The following is a 16,089-nucleotide window of genomic DNA, read 5'->3' as shown; positions in this document are numbered from 1 at the left end:
TACTGGCTGTTATGGTTACCGATCAGCGTAAACATTCGGTGAAGGCCCGACGCCTGACCCTCGGCGGTTTGCGCAGGCCGGCCCGTTGGTGTATGCCGCGCCGCTTAAGCCAGTCAGGCTCCTCCCCCAACGACCCGGATTGCCATGCCCCAGCCAGATCTTGTCATTTTCGATTGCGACGGCGTGCTCGTCGATTCCGAAATCATCGCCGCGCGCGTCGAGGCCGAGCTTCTGACATCGGCCGGATTCGAGATCTCGGCGGAGGAAATTTCCGAGACCTATGCCGGGCTGACCTTCAAGGACATCATGCTGCGGCTCGAGGAGAAGTCGCACATTCCGTTCCAGGCCTCGCTGATCGACCGCGCCGAGGAATTGGTCGACCGCAAGCTGCGCAGCGACGTGCGCATCATCGACGGCGCCCGGGAGGCGGTCGCCGCCGTCACCGCACCGCGTGCCGTCTGTTCCAATTCGCGCACCGAGCGGGTCGAGTTCATGCTGGAGAAGGTGCGACTGCTGCCGTTCTTCGCCGGCCGCATCTTTTCGGGGCTGGACATTCCCAGCAAGAAGACCAAGCCGGCGCCGGACGTGTTCCTCTACGCCGCCGAAAAGCTTGGCGCCAACCCGAAGAACACTTTCGTCATCGAGGATTCCGTGCACGGCATCGCCGGCGCCCGGGCGGCCGGGATGCGCGTGATCGGCTTCACCGGCGCCGGGCACAGCTATCCGGGCCACGCCGACGCGCTGACCGAGGCCGGCGCCGAAACGGTCATCCGGCGCTGGGCGGAGCTCAACAGCACGATTGCGGCGCTCTCGGAGTGGTCGGAAGACGCCTAAATCCGTTCCGATCCCAGCCCTGCTCAGTTCGTCGCCGGAGCGCGTTTCTTCCGCTTGCCTTTCGACTTGTCCGCTGGGGCGGCCGGCGTGTTCTCGTCAAAGCCCGCATAGGCCTGGTAATCCTTTGCGGAAGGCTCCGGCACCACGACATTGGTATCGGTGAAGACGAACTGGGTTGCGGCCGAAGGATCGGTGACCTGCACCTGGTACTGATGGAGCTGCGAATAAAGCACCTCGTCGCCACGCTGGACGGCGATGCGGACCGGCATCGTGACGGTTCCGGGCGCGAACATCGGACCCGGCACGACCTTGCCCGCGACCGCGATCTTCATAGACAACTGGCCGTTGGCATGGGTGCAATCGCGCGTCATGTCCGAGATCGAGGCCTGGTAGATGATCTTGGACGGATCGTGAGCGGGATCGACCGGCTGGCCGTTGGGGCCGGTCTGGGCTGCGGCGGCCGCCGCCTCGGCTTCAGCGTCGGCCGCGGCGTCAACCTTCTTTTTCTTCGGCTTCGCCGCCGTGCCCTTGGCATAGGTGTTGAAGAAGGCTGTCCCGTCGCGCAGCGTCACTTTCGGGCAATAGGCCTGCAACTGGCTGGCGAGTATCTTGGGGTCCTGCGGCGGTATCGGAGCTGTCGGATCGGGTTTCTTGCCGATGCCGAGGTTCAATATGCCATTGTCGCTCGATTGGCAGCCGGCGGCGGCAAGCATAAAGCCGGTGAGCGCCAGACCCGCGACAAAGCGACGGTTGACCGAAAAAAACGCCATGAAACTGCACTTCCCTCTCACAAAGCCGGTGACGTATAGCAACGGCGCGGCAAAAATGCGACTGAGCCGGCTCGGAAAATTAACCAATTGCCGTGGATGACGCGAGCGGCAGCAATGGGCCTTTTACAATGCAATATGTGAGTACCCGCGGCGATGCGCCCGCGCTTGGATTTTCAGACGCGGTGCTGGCCGGGCTGGCGCGCGACGGCGGGCTTTACCTGCCGGGCGAATGGCCGCGGTTTTCGCCCGCCGACATCCGCGCCATGCGCGGGCTTACCTATCCGGACCTTGCCATCCGCGTGCTGACGCCCTTCCTCGGCGGCGAGATCCCGGCGCCCGTCTTCGAGCGGCTGGTGCGCGAGGCCTATGCCACTTTCCGGCATCAGGCCGTGTGCCCGCTGGTGCAGACCGGCAAGAACACCTTCATCCTCGAGCTGTTCCACGGCCCGACGCTGGCCTTCAAGGACGTGGCGATGCAGTTGCTGGCGCGGCTGATGGATCACGTGCTTGCCGACCGCGGCCAGCGCGCCACCATCGTCGGCGCGACTTCGGGGGACACCGGGGGTGCCGCGATCGACGCCTTCGCCGGCCGCGACCGCACCGACATCTTCATCCTTTTCCCGCATGGCAAGGTTTCGCCGGTGCAGCAGCGGCAGATGACGACGTCAAGCGCTGCCAACGTCCACGCGCTGTCGGTCGAAGGCAATTTCGACGACTGCCAGGGCCTGGTGAAGGACATGTTCAACGACCACGCTTTCCGCGACAGGGTGTCGCTATCGGGCGTCAATTCGATCAACTGGGCCCGCATCATGGCTCAGATCGTCTATTATTTCTCGTCCGCTCTGTCGCTCGGCGCGCCAGACCGGCCGGTTTCCTTCACCGTCCCGACCGGCAATTTCGGTGATATTTTCGCGGGTTACGCCGCCAAGCGCATGGGCCTGCCGATCGAGCGGCTGATCATCGCCACCAACGACAACGACATCCTGGCGCGCACGCTGGCGAGCGGCGAATACCGGACCAGGGGCGTGTTCGCCACGACCTCGCCGTCGATGGACATCCAGGTGTCGTCGAATTTCGAGCGCCTGCTGTTCGAGGCGGCTGGCCGCGACGCCGAAACGGTGCGCCGCTACATGAACGGGCTGAAGCAGTCCGGCGCCTTCACCATCGAGGAAGGCGAACTTGAGCGCATCCGCGCCGAGTTCGACGCCGGTCGCGCCACGGTGGACGAGGTCGCGGCCACCATCCGCGCGACGCTCGAGAAAAGCGACTACCTGCTCGATCCGCACACGGCCGCCGCCGTTCATGTCGCCGCGTCCCACGCTTCCGGTCCGGTGCCCATGGTGGTGCTCGGCACCGCGCATCCGGCGAAATTCCCGGCCGCGGTCGAGGCAGCGAGCGGCGTCACCCCTGCCCTGCCCGCATGGCTAGGCGGCTTGATGACAGCCGACGAAAAATACACGATACTTCCATCCGACTTGAAAATGGTGGAAGATTACGTGAACCGCCACTCGCGGGCGGCGCGTTAGGGAGTACTTGCCATATGGGTGTTGAGGTAAGCCGTCTGTCGAACGGCCTGACAGTCGCCACCGAAACCCTTCCAAGCATCGAATCGGTTGCCCTAGGGGCCTGGGTGAAGTCCGGCGCCCGCAACGAGCGCGACGAAGAGCATGGCATGGCCCATCTGCTCGAGCACATGGCGTTCAAGGGCACGAAGCGCCGCAGCGCTTTCCAGATCGCCTCGGAAATCGAGAATGTCGGCGGCGAGATCAACGCCGCCACCAGCGTCGAGACGACCTCCTATTATGCCAGGGTGCTTTCCGACGACGTGCCGCTGGCGGTCGACATCTTGGCCGACATCCTGCAGGAATCCGAATTCGATCCCGACGAGCTGGAGCGCGAGCAGCATGTGATCCTGCAGGAGATCGGCGCCGCCCACGACACGCCCGACGACATCGTCTTCGACCGTTTCACCGAAACCGCCTTCCGGCACCAGACCATCGGCCGCTCGATCCTGGGCACGCCGGAGACGGTCAAGTCCTTCACTTCCGGACAGTTGCACGACTTCATCGAGCGGCAATACGATGCCGAGCGCATGGTCCTCGTGGCGGCCGGCGACATCAAGCACGACAATTTCGTGCGCGAGGTCGAGAAGAAACTCGGCGGCTTCCGCGCCAAGGCGGCGGGCAATATCCCGCAATACGCGCAATATGTCGGCGGCGACTTCCGCGAGGACCGCGACCTGATGGATGCGCAGATCGTGCTCGGCTTCGAGGGCCGCGCCTATCATGTGCGCGACTTCTACGCCTCGCAGGTGCTGTCGATGATCCTGGGCGGTGGCATGTCGTCCAGGCTGTTCCAGGAAGTGCGCGAGAAGCGCGGCCTCTGCTACTCGGTCTATGCCTTCCACTGGGGTTTTTCCGACACCGGCATCTTCGGCGTGCACGCCGCCACCGGGCAGAGCGACATCGCCAAGCTGGTGCCGGTGATCATCGACGAATTGCAGAAGGCCGGCCAGAGCATCCAGCAGGAAGAGCTCGACCGGGCGCGCGCGCAATATCGCGCCGGCCTCATCATGTCGGCCGAAAGCCCGGCCAGCCGCGCATCTCAGATCGCCAGGCAGATGCTCCTGTTCGGCCGGCCGATCGCCAAGGAGGAATTGATGGAGCGGCTTTCGGCGCTGACCGTCGAGCGGCTGACCGACCTCTCCTCGCGGCTGTTCTCGACCAAGCCGACGCTGACTGCGGTCGGCCCCGTGGGCACGCTTGCGCCCTACGAGGCGATCCTCGAATCGCTTGCGGGTCCGCAGACGACGGCCCGCAGGCTCGCCGTCTAGCTCCGTTCCAGAGCCGTGTTCGCGCTCCCTTTCTTTCGCCGCGACCTGCCGGCACTGAAGGGCGAAAAGGTCACGCTGCGCGTGCCGCTGACCAATGACTATCGCGAATGGTCGACGGTGCGCGGCGAAAGCCGCGCCTTCCTCGAGCCCTGGGAGCCGCGCTGGCAGCCGGACGAGCTCGACCGCACCGCCTGGCGGCTGCGCATCAGCCGGTACCGCGAGGATTACGCGCAGGGCACGGCCATCGCTTTCTTCATCTTCGAGAAATCGAGCGGCAAGCTTGCCGGCGGCATCACGCTCGGCAACATCCGCCACGGCGTCGCGCAGAGCGGCCATATCGGCTACTGGATCGGCGAACGCTTCGGCAGCCGCGGCCTGATGACCGAGGCGGTCAAGCTGGTGTCGCGTTTCGCCTTCGATACGCTGAGGTTGCACCGGATCGAGGCTGCCTGTATTCCCGAAAACGCCCGGTCGATCCGCGTGCTTGAAAAAGCCGGATTCCGGCGCGAAGGACTTCTGCGATCCTATCTCAGGATCAACGGCATCTGGCAGGATCACTACCTCTACGCCCGGATCGCGGACGATCCGCCGGGTGATGGAACGAAGGGCTGAATGTGACGAATTTTTCGCGATTAGCGTCGCTGTTCGCCCTTATCCTGGCGGTCGTCGTCACGTTTTTTGCGGCCATGCCGGCTTTCGCCGTCGAGCCCATCAAGATCGCGCGCGACGACAAGGCGCTGGACCTTTCCGGCGCCGTGCAAATCTACCGGAACCAGGGCGAGAACTTCCAGGTCTCGACCGCGCCGGGCCCCGACGGCATCGTGCGGCGTATCGAGGTGGAGGCCAATGACGCGCGCTCCAGCGGCGACTGGGCCGTCTTCGCGCTGGCCAACACCACCGACCAGCAGCTCGACCGGCTGATCGTCGCGCCGCATTTCCGCCTGGTGAACTCCGGCATCTTCTGGCCCGACCTCGGCTCGACGCGCATCGCCGCGATCACGCCCAGCGAGGGCTTCGCGCTCGACCGGCAGACAAGCCCCGACGCCGACGTGTTCCGCGTGACGCTGAACCCCGGAACGGTGGTGACCTTCATCGCCGAGCTCGCCTCGCCGAAACTGCCGCAGGTCTATCTCTGGGAGCCGGATTCCTACAAGGACTCGGTCAATTCCTACACGCTGTTCCGCGGCATCGTCATCGGCATCTCAGGCCTTCTGGCGCTGTTCCTGACCATCCTGTTCGTGGTTAAAGGAACCTCGATGTTTCCGGCAACGGCAGCGCTCGCCTGGGCGGTGCTGGCCTATATCTGCGTCGACTTCGGCTTCCTCAACAAGATCATCGAAATATCGCCCGGCAACGAGCAGATATGGCGAGCCGGCACGGAGGTGGCGCTTGCCGGAACCTTCGTGGTGTTCCTGTTCGCCTATCTCAACCTCAACCGGTGGCACGGCCATTTCAGTTACGGAGCGCTGGTCTGGATCCTTGGGCTGCTCTTGATCGCGGGCGTCGCCATCGTCGATCCCGCGGTCGCCGCCGGCATCGCCCGCATCTCCTTCGCCGCCACCGCGCTCACCGGCCTTGGCCTGATCATCTTCCTCGGCATCCGCGGCTACGACCGAGCGATCATGCTTGTGCCGAGCTGGGTGATGGTGCTGCTCTGGCTATGCGGGTCGTGGATGGCCATCACCGGCATGCTGGACAACGACATCGCTCAGCCGGCGCTGGGCGGCGGGCTGATCCTGATCATCCTTTTGATCGGCTTCACCGTCATGCAGCACGCCTTTGCCGGCGGCGCGCTGCACCAGGGCCTGTTCTCCGATCTCGAACGCCAGGCGTTGGCGGTGGCCGGCTCGGGCGACATCGTCTGGGACTGGGACGTGCTGCGCGACCGCGTGGTGACCAAGCCGGACATCAGCCTGCAGCTCGGCCTAGCGCCGAACAGTCTTGGGGGTGCCGCCCGCAACTGGCTGCCGGTGCTGCACGCCGACGATCGCGACACATTCCGCACCACGCTCGACGTGGTGCTGGAGCACCGCCGCGGCAAGGTGGCGCAGAATTTCCGCCTGCGCGGCGCCGACGGCCACTACCACTGGTTCTCGCTGCGCGCCCGCCCGGTGATCGGCTCCGACGGCGAAGTGATCCGCTGCGTCGGCACCATAGTCGACGTCACCGAGCAGAAGAAATCCGAGGAAAGGCTGCTGCACGACGCCGTGCACGACAACCTCACCGGCCTGCCGAACCGCGAATTGTTCATGAACCGGCTGGAGGCGATCATCTCGATCGCCCGCACCGAGGACAAGGTGCGCCCGACGGTCTTCATCATCGACATCGACCGCTTCAAGCAGGTCAATGACGGCCTTGGCATTTCCGCCGGCGACACCATTCTGCTCACCGTCGCGCGCCGGTTGCACCGGCTCTTGAAGCCGAAGGATTCGCTGTCGCGCTTTGCCGGCGACCAGTTCGCGCTGATGCTGCTTTCCGAGCAGGACCCTGCCCGCATCGCGGCCATGGCAGATGCCATCAAGCACGCGATCAACAACCCGATCACCTTCGCCAAGCGTGAGATCGTGCTCACCGCCTCGATCGGCCTGATCACCTGGACGACGGCGCAGACATCGGCCGAGGACATGGTCAAAGACGCCGAGCTTGCCATGCACCAGGCCAAGCGTTTCGGCGGCGACAGGATCGAGCCGTTCCGGCCTGCCTTCCGCACCGTCGGCACCGACCGCCTGCAGTTCGAATCCGACCTTCGCCGCGCCATCGAGCGGCGCGAGTTCACGCTTGCCTACCAGCCGATCGTGCGGCTGGAGGACGGCAGCGTCGCCGGCTTCGAGGCGCTGCTGCGGTGGGACCACCCGCGCCGCGGCATGATCCCGCCGGGAGACTTTATCCCGGTGGCCGAGAATTGCGGGCTGATCGTGCAGCTTGGTCTGTTCGCCATGCAGCAGGCGGCCGAGGACCTCGCGGGCTGGCAGAAGCAGATCGGCGACGCGCCGCTGTCGGTGTCGGTCAACCTCTCCAGCCGCCAGCTCATCCGCCGCGACCTTGTCAGCGACGTGCGCTCTGTCATCGCGCGGGCAAATCTGAAGCCGCGCTGCTTCCGGCTCGAGCTCACCGAATCTCTGGTGATGGATAATCCCGAGCAGACCGCGCATGTGCTAACCAAGCTGAAGCAGCTCGGCATTGGGCTGTCGCTCGACGATTTCGGCACTGGCTATTCCTCACTCTCCTACCTGACGCGCTTCCCCTTCGACACGATCAAGATCGACAAGAGTTTTGTTGACGACGCGACGCCCAAGCGCGCCGTGCTGCTCAAATCCATGGTCAACATGGCGCATGAGCTGGGGCTGTCGGTCGTGGCCGAAGGCATCTCGGACGAAAGCGACGCGCTGGAACTGCGCCAGATGGGCTGCGAATATGTCCAAAGCTTCATGTTCGGCGCGCCGATGCCCGGCGACCAGGTGCTGAAGACGCTGAAGGAGCAATATCCGCTGACCCAGGCTTAGTTGGGCACAGTGATGCGGCCTGCCGTTCCGGTGGAGTAGCAATGCCCTCTGCGATTGGCCGTGACATCCATCACATCGTCATCCTCGGGCTTGACCCGAAGATCCATTCCGTGACGTTAAAGCGTTGAAAACGGAGCAGAATTCTGCATCGCTGCACTCTACGGTCGGCGTAATGGCATGGATCCTAGGGTCTGCGCGCGTCGCTTCGCTCCTTGCTCCGCCCTAGGATGACGACCACAACGGGCGGCTCGGCCAACCTCGAAGGTTTGCGATGATCCGATGCAAACGGTTCCGACCGACGTCGCGAGCGTCAGGCGTGGCCGGCGGCGGCGCTCAGATGGGCGAGGTCGATTCCGATCGAGGCCAGGATACGGTCGTATTTGCGCTCGATATCGGCATCGAACAGAAGCTCCTGCGTCGCCGGACAGGTGAGCCAGCCATTCTCGGCGATCTCGGTTTCGAGCTGGCCGGCGCCCCAGCCGGCATATCCGAGCGCCATCAGCGCATGTCGGGGGCCGCGCCCGGTGGAGATGGCGCGCAGGATGTCGACGGTCGCGGTCAGACAGATGTCATCGGAGACGTTGAGCGAGGATTCCACGCGATAGTCGCCGGAGTGCAGCACGAAGCCGCGGCTGCGGTCGACGGGCCCGCCATTGCGCACGACGAAATCGCGCGTATGCGCCGGCAGTCGGATCGCTTCCTGCTCGTTCATGATGCCGAGCTGCACCAGCAGATCCGGAAACAGCATCTGCTGCGTCTGGTTGATGATCAGCCCCATCGCGCCCTCGTCGCTGTGGGCGCAGATGTAGATGACGGAGCGCGCGAAACGGTCGTCCTTCATGCCGGGCATGGCAATCAGGAACTGGTCGTCTAGGAAGCCGCGTCCGGCGGCCGCCTTCTTGTGGCGCAGCAAGTCCATGGGTTGAGCGTAACGCGTTTCGGCTGCGCCGAAAAGATGGTGTCAGTCCCCGATGTCACGCAAATATGATACCGGGAGAGCGACGAGGCCATTGCGCGGCCAAGAACGGACGGTCAAATCACCGCCATGCGATACATGAAGATACTGGTTCTCGGGATCGTTTTCGGATGGGCTACGGGCCTCCCGGCCGAGGCCTCTTCCTCGATCTGGTACAATTCGGAGGGCGGCAAGGTCCGGCTGGTGACCACCGGCAAGCCCGACGAGGCCGGCAAGATCCGCGGCGTGCTCGACATCGCGCTGAAGCCGGGCTGGAAGACCTATTGGCGGGATCCCGGCGATGCCGGCGTGCCGCCGCAGCTCGACATATCGGGCAGCACCAACATCGCCGACGCGCAATTGTCGTTCCCGCCGCCGCAGCGGCATGACGACGGCTACGGCAAATGGGCCGGCTATGATCGTCCGGTGTCGCTGCCTGTGACCTTCACGGTGTCTTCGCCCGGCCAACCTGCGACGATTGACGCTCATGTCTTCCTCGGCATCTGCGAGACGATCTGCATTCCGGTGCAGACCCGGCTCAGCGTCGACCCCGGCTCCGATCCCGACAATGCGACCGACGCCGCGCTGGTAAAAACCTCGCTTGCGACGCTGCCTTCCCCGGCCCGGTCCGATTTTGGCATCAACGTGCTGCCCGGCGACCACGAAACCCTTGTCGTCCAGGCGCAGTCGCCCGGGGATCCGGAATCGGTCGACTTCTTCATCGCCGGCGAGCGCGACTACATGTTCGGCGCGCCGGTGCGCAGCCAGAAGGACGGCAAGCTCGTCTTCACCGTGCCGATCCTCGACCGGCCGTCGGCCACGCCGAGCGATGGCGGGCTGTATTACACGCTGACCAGCGCCGAGGGTTCGGTCGACGGGTTGCTGCCTTTCCCTTGATCCAGCATTAGCGCAACGGTTGCGGGAAACTGTCCGGTCCGATATCGAAAGCATCAATCTTCCCCATCTCGCAAGCGAGGAACCCATGACCATTTCGGTTGGCGAAAAACTGCCCGCATCGAACTTCAAGGTGATGACCGCCGACGGCGCCAAGCCGATCACCGGCGACGAGATCTTCGCCGGCAAGAAGGTGGTGCTGTTCGGCGTCCCCGGCGCCTTCACGCCGACCTGCAGCAACAACCACCTGCCCGGCTATCTCGAGAACCATGACGCCATCCTGGCGCGCGGCGTCGACACGATCGCCGTGGTTTCGGTCAACGACGTCCACGTCATGGGCGCCTGGGCGCACTTCACCGGCGGGGAAGGCAAGATCCTCTACCTCGCCGACGGCAGCGGCGATTTCGCCAAGTCGGTCGGCCTCGACAACGATCTTTCCGCGGCCGGCATGGGCCTGCGCTCGAAGCGCTTCTCGATGATCGTCGACGACGGCAAGGTCACCGCGCTCAATGTCGAAACCAAGCCGGGCGTCGACGAGAGCGGCGCGGCTCATATCCTCGGGCAGCTCTAATGCTCGACATCGCCTGGCGCGCGGTCGCGATCGGCATCGGCGCCACGGTGTTCATGGATATCTGGGCGATCATCCTCAACAAGGCGGTCGGCCAGCCCTTGCCCAATTGGGGCATGGTCGGACGCTGGGTCCGGCATCTGCCCGAAAAGGTCTTTCACGACGATATCGGCAAGGCCGCGCCCTATGCGCATGAAAAGGCGCTAGGCTGGGTCTTCCACTACCTCGTCGGCATCCTCTACGGCGTGATCCTGGTCGTGCTCGCCGGCGCGGGCTGGCTGGCCGCGCCGACCTTCCTGCCCGCCTTCATCCTCGGCATCGTCACGGTCGGCGCCGGATGGTTCCTGCTGGCGCCGGGCATGGGCGCCGGTTGGGCGGCATCAAAACTTCCCAATCCGACGAAGGTGCGCGCGCTGAACCTCGTGGCGCACACGGTGTTCGCGCTCGGCATGTTCTCGACGGCGCTTCTGATCCGTTAGCTGTAGAAGTCTCGCGTCAGTAGCTCTGCGTAGAGCGCCGGGGTGCGCGTTTGCCGGTTGGAGCGGCTTTCTGTGGCGCTGCCGCAACCGGCGCAGGCCCTGCCAGCTTCGGCTTGAACGGCGCCATGCCTTGCCGGGCCAGTTCGTCGGCGCGTTCGTTCTCCGGGTGGCCGGCATGGCCCTTCACCCAGTTCCAGGTGACCTTGTGGCGCCGGTTGGCTTCGTCGAGCGCCTGCCAGAGCTCGCCATTCTTGACCGGCTTCCTCTCGCCGGTCTTCCAGCCGTTCTTCTTCCAGCCATGGATCCACTTGGAGATGCCGTCCATGACGTATTTGCTGTCGGTGTAGAGGTCGACCGTGCAAGGTTCCTTCAGCGCATTGAGCGCGGTGATGGCGGCCAGCAGCTCCATGCGGTTGTTGGTGGTCTCGGCCTCGCCACCGGACAGTTCCTTGGTGACGCCGTTGTAGCGCAGTACGGCGCCCCAGCCGCCCGGCCCGGGATTGCCCGAGCAGGCGCCGTCGGTGAAGATCTCGATCTTTTTGTTCATGTCAGCCCGTATTCGGATGGCGACCTGATCGCGCGGTGGAAGCGCATGCGGCGGATATATTCGGTCGGGTCGCGCTTCATCACCAGTCCGCCATCCGGGATGGTCAGCCAGTCATAGAGGCGGGTCAGCATGAAGCGCAGCGCCGAGCCGCGCGCCAAGATCGGCATAGCCGCCTTCTCGTCGTTTCCAAGCGGCCGCACCGACTGGTAGCCGGCGAGCAGCGCCGTCCCCTTGGTCAGGTTGAAGGAAAAATCCTTCTCGAAGCACCAGGCGTTGAGGCAAGTGGCGACATCGTAGGCGTAGAGATCGTCGCAGGCGAAATAGAAGTCGATCAGCCCGGACAGCTTCTCGCCGAGGAAGAAGACATTGTCCGGGAACAGGTCGGCGTGGATGATGCCTTGCGGCAGGCCGCTCGGCCAGTTGCGTTCGAAATCGGCGAAGTCGGCATCGACTTCGGCGGCGAGGCCCGGCTCGACCTCGTCGGCGCGCTCGCGCGAGGCCGCCCAGAGCTTGCGCCAGCCATCGATCGCCAGCGCGTTCGGCCTTCTCATCTGGAAATCCTGGCCGGCAATATGGAGGCTGGCGAGCGCCTTGCCCACTTCCGCGCAATGCGCGGCGGTCGGGCGCCTGAGCGACAGGCCTTCGAGGAAGGTGATGATGACGGCCGGACGGCCGGCGAGCGTGCCGATGACGGTGCCGTCATGCGCCGTGACCGGCAGCGGGCAGGAAATGCCCTTCCTGGCGAGATGGCCCATCAGGCCGAGGAAGAACGGCAGGTCGGCCTTGTCGACGCGCTTCTCGTAAAGCGTCAGGATGTAGGAGCCGGTGGAGGCGTGGACCAGGAAATTGGAATTCTCGGTGCCCTCGGCGATGCCCTTGTAGGAGAGCAGCTCACCCACCGGATAGGCTTTGAGGAATGCGGTCAATTCGCCTTCATTGACGTCGGTGTAGACGGCCATCCGGTTTCACGCCGCTCCATTGACGAAGGCCATGTCGGCCGCCGTCAGTTCGACATCGCGCAGTACCCGCATCACCGGAAAATCCTCCGTTTCCGTGGCCGTGATGGCCAGGTCGATGGTGACGTCGAAACGCTGCCGGAACGCATCGATGATCTCGTCGACGATGATTTCCGGCGCCGAGGCGCCGGCCGACAGGCCAAGTGTCCTGATCCCGGCGATCTCATCCCACGGAATTTCGGCGGCGCGCTGCACGAGAAGCGACATGGTGGCGCCGGCGCGCTCCGCCACTTCGACAAGACGACGCGAATTGGACGAATTGGGCGCGCCGACGATGAGGAAAAGATCGGCGCCGGCGGCCGTCTCCTTCACCGCTTCCTGGCGGTTGGTGGTGGCGTAGCAGATCGATTCGGCCGCGGCCGCGTGCAGTTCGGGAAACCGCTCCTGCAGAGCCCGGATGATGCCGGCAGTGTCCTCGACCGACAAGGTCGTCTGGGTGACGAAGCCCAGCGCCGAGGCGTCGACGGGCACGAAGCGCGCGGCGTCGGCCTCGGTCTCGATCAGCGTCACGGCGCCTTCCGGCAACTGGCCCATCGTGCCGATCACCTCCGGGTGCCCGGCGTGTCCGATCAGAAGCACATGGCGGCCGAGCCGCTGGTGGCGCATCGCCTGCTTGTGCACCTTGGAGACGAGCGGGCAGGTGGCGTCGAGATAGAAGAGATTGCGCGCCTCGGCATCCGCCGGCACCGATTTCGGCACGCCATGCGCGGAAAAGACCACGGGCGACTGACGATGCTCCGGCGGGATCTCGGACAGTTCCTCGATGAAGACGGCGCCGAGGCTCTGCAGCCCTTCGACGACGTAACGGTTGTGCACGATCTCGTGGCGGACATAAACCGGCGCGCCGTATTTCTTCAGCGCCAGCACCACGATCTGGATGGCGCGGTCGACGCCAGCGCAGAAGCCGCGCGGCTGGCAGAGCCTGATCGTCAGCGGTGGCTTTTTCTCAATCATCAAATTCAGGCCGGTTCAGTCGGAAAGCTGGAGGGAAATGAGGTGCGCACCCCTGCCCTGTCAAGAGCGGCCGTTTCACGCTTCTTTCGCCGGGCGGCGCAGACTCAGGATCAGGACGGCGGCGAGAGCGGCGGCCAAGCCATACCAGGTGACCGCGTATTGCAGGTGGTTGTTCGGCAGGTCGATGATGGTGACGCCACCGACCGGCAGGCCGCCGGGATTCGGCGTCTTGTCGGCATCGATGAAGAACGGAACCAGCACGAACCCGGCCGGCAGGCCGGCGGTCGCCGCCATGACATCGCGGTCCTTCCAGTAGAAGATGTTCTTGGCGACATCATTGTCAGGAAGCATCATCGACGGCTTGGTGGGCAGAGGGTTGCGCGCAAGTCCGGTCACCGTCACCTTGCCGGCAATTTCTCCCTGTTGGCGCCTGGCCGGATCCTTGAGATCGTAGGGAACGAAGCCGCGGTTGACGAGCACGAAGCGGCCGCCCTCGAGTTGCAGGGGCGTGTAGACGTTGAAGCCGCTGTCGCCTTGCCAGGTCGAAAAGAAATGCCGTTCGCCCTGGTGCAGAAAAGTGCCCGTCACCGTCACCGGGGTGTAATCGACATCATGGGAAGCGGCGAATTGCTGCTCGACGTCCGCCAGCGGCAACGGAGCGGAATGCGTTCGCTTGTCGATGGTCGCGAGCAGGTCTTCCTTCCAGTGCAGGCGCTGGACCTGCCAGGTGCCGAGCCCGATCAGGATGGCGAACAGGACAAGACCGAGGCCGATGAGCAAGGCCGAACGCGGCCGCGAACGGCCGGCCGCCGAACCGGTCGCCTCGGTCATTCGTGGGATTCCAGCCTGCCCTCGGAGGCTTTCTTCGAGTACTGCAAGGTGATCAGCACGCCCTTGATCAGGCGCAGCGCCGTCAGGCAGAGCACCAGCGCCAGCGGTATCCATAAGATGAAGTGCAGCCAGAGCGGTGGGCTGAACGTCACCTCCATCCAGAGCGCCAGGCCGACGACGAGGAAGCCGATGATCAGGATGACGAACACCGCCGGCCCATCGCCGGCATCGGCGAAGGAATAGTCGAGCCCGCAATTGTAGCAGCGCTTGCCGACGGTGAGGAAGCCCGAGAACAGCTTGCCTTCGCCGCAGCGCGGGCAGCGGCCATGCAGGCCCGCCGAGATCAGGTCGATGGGGGGCCAGATCGCCTTGTCTTCGCTCATTTCATGATCTCGATCGGTGTGCCATCGGCCACCATAGTCCAGATTTCATCCATGTCGGAGTTCGTAACTGCAATACAGCCGTCGGTCCAGTCGACCATTTGAAGCAGCCGGCCGAGCCAGCCGAAACCGTTCGGCTGCCCGTGGATCATGATCGCGCCGCCTGGATCGACGCCGAGGGCCTTTGCCGCCGCCATGTCATCGGCGTTGGGATAGGAGATGTGGATCGACTTGTTGGCGACGCTGTTAGGATTGCGCCAGTCGAGCATGTATCGACCCTCCGGCGTTCGCTCATCGCCTTCCCGATGCTTTTGACCAACCGGATCTCCGCCCAGCGCGATACTGTAGCTGCGCAGGATCTTATCGCCGCCGATCAGTTGCAATTGCCGGTTTGACTTCTCGACGCGCACCAAATCAACCTTCTGCTGCGACAGCACATTGCGTTCAAGCAGCGGAGCCGTCGCGATCAGACGCGCGGCGATGGCCAGAGGAAACTTCACCCACATCGCTCACCGATGGCCGGCCATTGCGCCGAAAAGAAGAAAGGCGGTCGCGTTGCCGCGACCACCTTCAAAACTCCTGAAAAACTGCTGAAAGCAAATTCCGGAGAAATCGCTGCGCGTTTTCCCTGAATTGCTTTTTATCAATGGCCTTCGATCAGCGCGCCGTTCGAGGCCCAGACATAGATGGCGCTGAACAGGAACAGCCAGACCACGTCGACGAAGTGCCAGTACCAGGCGGCAGCTTCGAAGCCGAAATGCTGCTTCGGCGTGAAGTCGCCGCGCATGGCGCGCACCAGGCAGACAGCCAAGAAGATGGTGCCGATGATGACGTGGAAGCCGTGGAAGCCGGTCGCCATGAAGAAGGTGGCGCCGTAGATCGATTCCTTGAACGCGAAGGGCGCGTGCATGTACTCGTAGGCCTGAACCATGGTGAACAGCATGCCGAGGCCGACGGTCAGCACCAGGCCGTTGACCAGGCCCTTGCGATCGCCATGCAGCAGCGCGTGGTGCGCCCAGGTCACCGTCGTGCCCGACAGCAGCAAGATGATGGTGTTGTAGAGCGGCAGATGGAAGGGGTCGAGGACTTCCATGCCCTTCGGCGGCCAAACGCCGCCGGTAAAGGCGGTGCGGGCATACTGGTTTGCCTCGCCGGGGAACAGGCTGGCGTCGAAGAAGGCCCAGAACCAGGCGACGAAGAACATCACCTCGGAAGCGATGAACATGATCATGCCGTAGCGCAGATGCAGCGACACGACGCGCGTGTGGTAGCCTTCATGCGCTTCCCTGATGGTGTCCGACCACCAGGCGAACATCGTGTAGAGCACGATGATCATGCCGATGAAGAACAGCCACGGATTGGCGATGTTGTGGCCGAACACCGGGAAGTTGCCGCCCTTCAGATACTGCATCAGGCAGACGCCGCCGATGGCGGTGACTAGCGCGCCGACCGAACCCAGGAAGGGCCAGGGGCTCGGGTTGACGAGATGGTAGTCGTGGTGTGGTTTTGCGTGCGCGTCTGCCAT

17 protein-coding genes are annotated in these 16,089 nt (G+C 64.2%); 8 read left to right on the top strand and 9 right to left on the bottom strand.

Features of this window, described 5'->3' with window-relative positions; translation table 11 throughout:
* Positions 1–144: 144 nt before the first annotated feature.
* Positions 145–834 carry an HAD family phosphatase gene (locus tag EJ068_RS25110; protein WP_127306614.1) on the top strand — a complete coding sequence of 230 codons (690 nt, stop codon included), beginning with the start codon at positions 145–147 and terminating at the stop codon, positions 832–834.
* Between the two features lie 23 nt (positions 835–857).
* Here the strand turns inward: EJ068_RS25110 and EJ068_RS25105 are convergent, their stop codons facing one another.
* Positions 858–1,604, bottom strand: coding sequence for a hypothetical protein (locus EJ068_RS25105; RefSeq protein ID WP_127252548.1), 747 nt, complete (start codon positions 1,602–1,604; stop codon positions 858–860).
* Between the two features lie 128 nt (positions 1,605–1,732).
* Between EJ068_RS25105 and thrC the strand changes: the two genes are divergently transcribed.
* The 4 genes from thrC to EJ068_RS25085 are packed head-to-tail and all read left to right on the top strand — an operon-like array spanning position 1,733 to position 7,940.
* Positions 1,733–3,130 (top strand): threonine synthase, encoded by a 1,398-nt coding sequence (thrC, locus tag EJ068_RS25100; RefSeq protein WP_127252549.1) that lies wholly within the window; start codon positions 1,733–1,735, stop codon positions 3,128–3,130.
* A 14-nt stretch (positions 3,131–3,144) separates the two neighbouring features.
* Positions 3,145–4,437 carry a pitrilysin family protein gene (locus EJ068_RS25095; protein ID WP_126062200.1) on the top strand — a complete coding sequence of 431 codons (1,293 nt, stop codon included), beginning with the start codon at positions 3,145–3,147 and terminating at the stop codon, positions 4,435–4,437.
* A 15-nt stretch (positions 4,438–4,452) separates the two neighbouring features.
* On the top strand, positions 4,453–5,049 hold the full coding sequence (locus tag EJ068_RS25090) for a GNAT family protein (protein WP_042641788.1): 597 nt from the start codon (positions 4,453–4,455) through the stop codon (positions 5,047–5,049).
* A 2-nt stretch (positions 5,050–5,051) separates the two neighbouring features.
* The gene (locus EJ068_RS25085) at positions 5,052–7,940 is read left to right on the top strand and encodes an EAL domain-containing protein (RefSeq protein ID WP_127252550.1); all 2,889 of its coding nucleotides are present in this window, start codon (positions 5,052–5,054) and stop codon (positions 7,938–7,940) included.
* A 310-nt stretch (positions 7,941–8,250) separates the two neighbouring features.
* On the opposite strand, the gene EJ068_RS25080 is transcribed toward EJ068_RS25085, so the two are convergent.
* Positions 8,251–8,859: a YqgE/AlgH family protein gene (locus EJ068_RS25080; RefSeq protein WP_126062202.1), complete on the bottom strand. Its 609-nt coding sequence runs from the start codon at positions 8,857–8,859 to the stop codon at positions 8,251–8,253.
* A 126-nt stretch (positions 8,860–8,985) separates the two neighbouring features.
* Between EJ068_RS25080 and EJ068_RS25075 the strand changes: the two genes are divergently transcribed.
* The 3 genes from EJ068_RS25075 (at position 8,986) to EJ068_RS25065 (ending at position 10,836) form a co-directional block, all read left to right on the top strand.
* Positions 8,986–9,792 carry a protein-disulfide reductase DsbD domain-containing protein gene (locus EJ068_RS25075; RefSeq protein WP_127252551.1) on the top strand — a complete coding sequence of 269 codons (807 nt, stop codon included), beginning with the start codon at positions 8,986–8,988 and terminating at the stop codon, positions 9,790–9,792.
* An 85-nt stretch (positions 9,793–9,877) separates the two neighbouring features.
* Positions 9,878–10,360 (top strand): peroxiredoxin, encoded by a 483-nt coding sequence (locus tag EJ068_RS25070; protein WP_127252552.1) that lies wholly within the window; start codon positions 9,878–9,880, stop codon positions 10,358–10,360.
* On the top strand, positions 10,360–10,836 hold the full coding sequence (locus tag EJ068_RS25065) for a DUF2938 domain-containing protein (RefSeq protein ID WP_127252553.1): 477 nt from the start codon (positions 10,360–10,362) through the stop codon (positions 10,834–10,836). Before EJ068_RS25070 ends, EJ068_RS25065 begins: the two co-directional genes overlap by 1 nt.
* A 16-nt stretch (positions 10,837–10,852) precedes the next feature.
* Here EJ068_RS25065 and rnhA read toward each other — a convergent pair whose 3' ends face one another.
* From rnhA to EJ068_RS25030, 7 genes are all read right to left on the bottom strand, one after another.
* Positions 10,853–11,383 (bottom strand): ribonuclease HI, encoded by a 531-nt coding sequence (rnhA, locus tag EJ068_RS25060; RefSeq protein WP_127386209.1) that lies wholly within the window; start codon positions 11,381–11,383, stop codon positions 10,853–10,855.
* Positions 11,380–12,342, bottom strand: coding sequence for a homoserine kinase (locus tag EJ068_RS25055; protein ID WP_127251380.1), 963 nt, complete (start codon positions 12,340–12,342; stop codon positions 11,380–11,382). The genes rnhA and EJ068_RS25055 overlap by 4 nt, the downstream gene beginning before the upstream one ends.
* A gap of 6 nt (positions 12,343–12,348) precedes the next feature.
* Positions 12,349–13,353, bottom strand: a complete 1,005-nt coding sequence (gene ispH / locus EJ068_RS25050; protein WP_042641772.1) for a 4-hydroxy-3-methylbut-2-enyl diphosphate reductase — start codon at positions 13,351–13,353, stop codon at positions 12,349–12,351.
* A gap of 75 nt (positions 13,354–13,428) precedes the next feature.
* Complete coding sequence (locus EJ068_RS25045) at positions 13,429–14,184, bottom strand: SURF1 family protein (RefSeq protein ID WP_189342103.1); 756 nt, start codon at positions 14,182–14,184, stop codon at positions 13,429–13,431.
* Positions 14,181–14,567: a DUF983 domain-containing protein gene (locus EJ068_RS25040; RefSeq protein ID WP_127251379.1), complete on the bottom strand. Its 387-nt coding sequence runs from the start codon at positions 14,565–14,567 to the stop codon at positions 14,181–14,183. The genes EJ068_RS25045 and EJ068_RS25040 overlap by 4 nt, the downstream gene beginning before the upstream one ends.
* A complete protein-coding gene (locus tag EJ068_RS25035; protein WP_127251378.1) occupies positions 14,564–15,070 on the bottom strand; it encodes a L,D-transpeptidase family protein in 507 nt (168 codons plus the stop codon). Before EJ068_RS25035 ends, EJ068_RS25040 begins: the two co-directional genes overlap by 4 nt.
* Before the next feature lie 137 nt (positions 15,071–15,207).
* Positions 15,208–16,089 carry a cytochrome c oxidase subunit 3 gene (locus EJ068_RS25030; protein ID WP_127251377.1) on the bottom strand — a complete coding sequence of 294 codons (882 nt, stop codon included), beginning with the start codon at positions 16,087–16,089 and terminating at the stop codon, positions 15,208–15,210.

This window comes from Mesorhizobium sp. M2A.F.Ca.ET.043.02.1.1, from assembly GCF_003952405.1.
Classification (GTDB): Bacteria; Pseudomonadota; Alphaproteobacteria; order Rhizobiales; family Rhizobiaceae; genus Mesorhizobium.
Note: the sequence above shows the minus strand (reverse complement) of the source record. Positions and strands in the feature narration are given on the sequence as shown.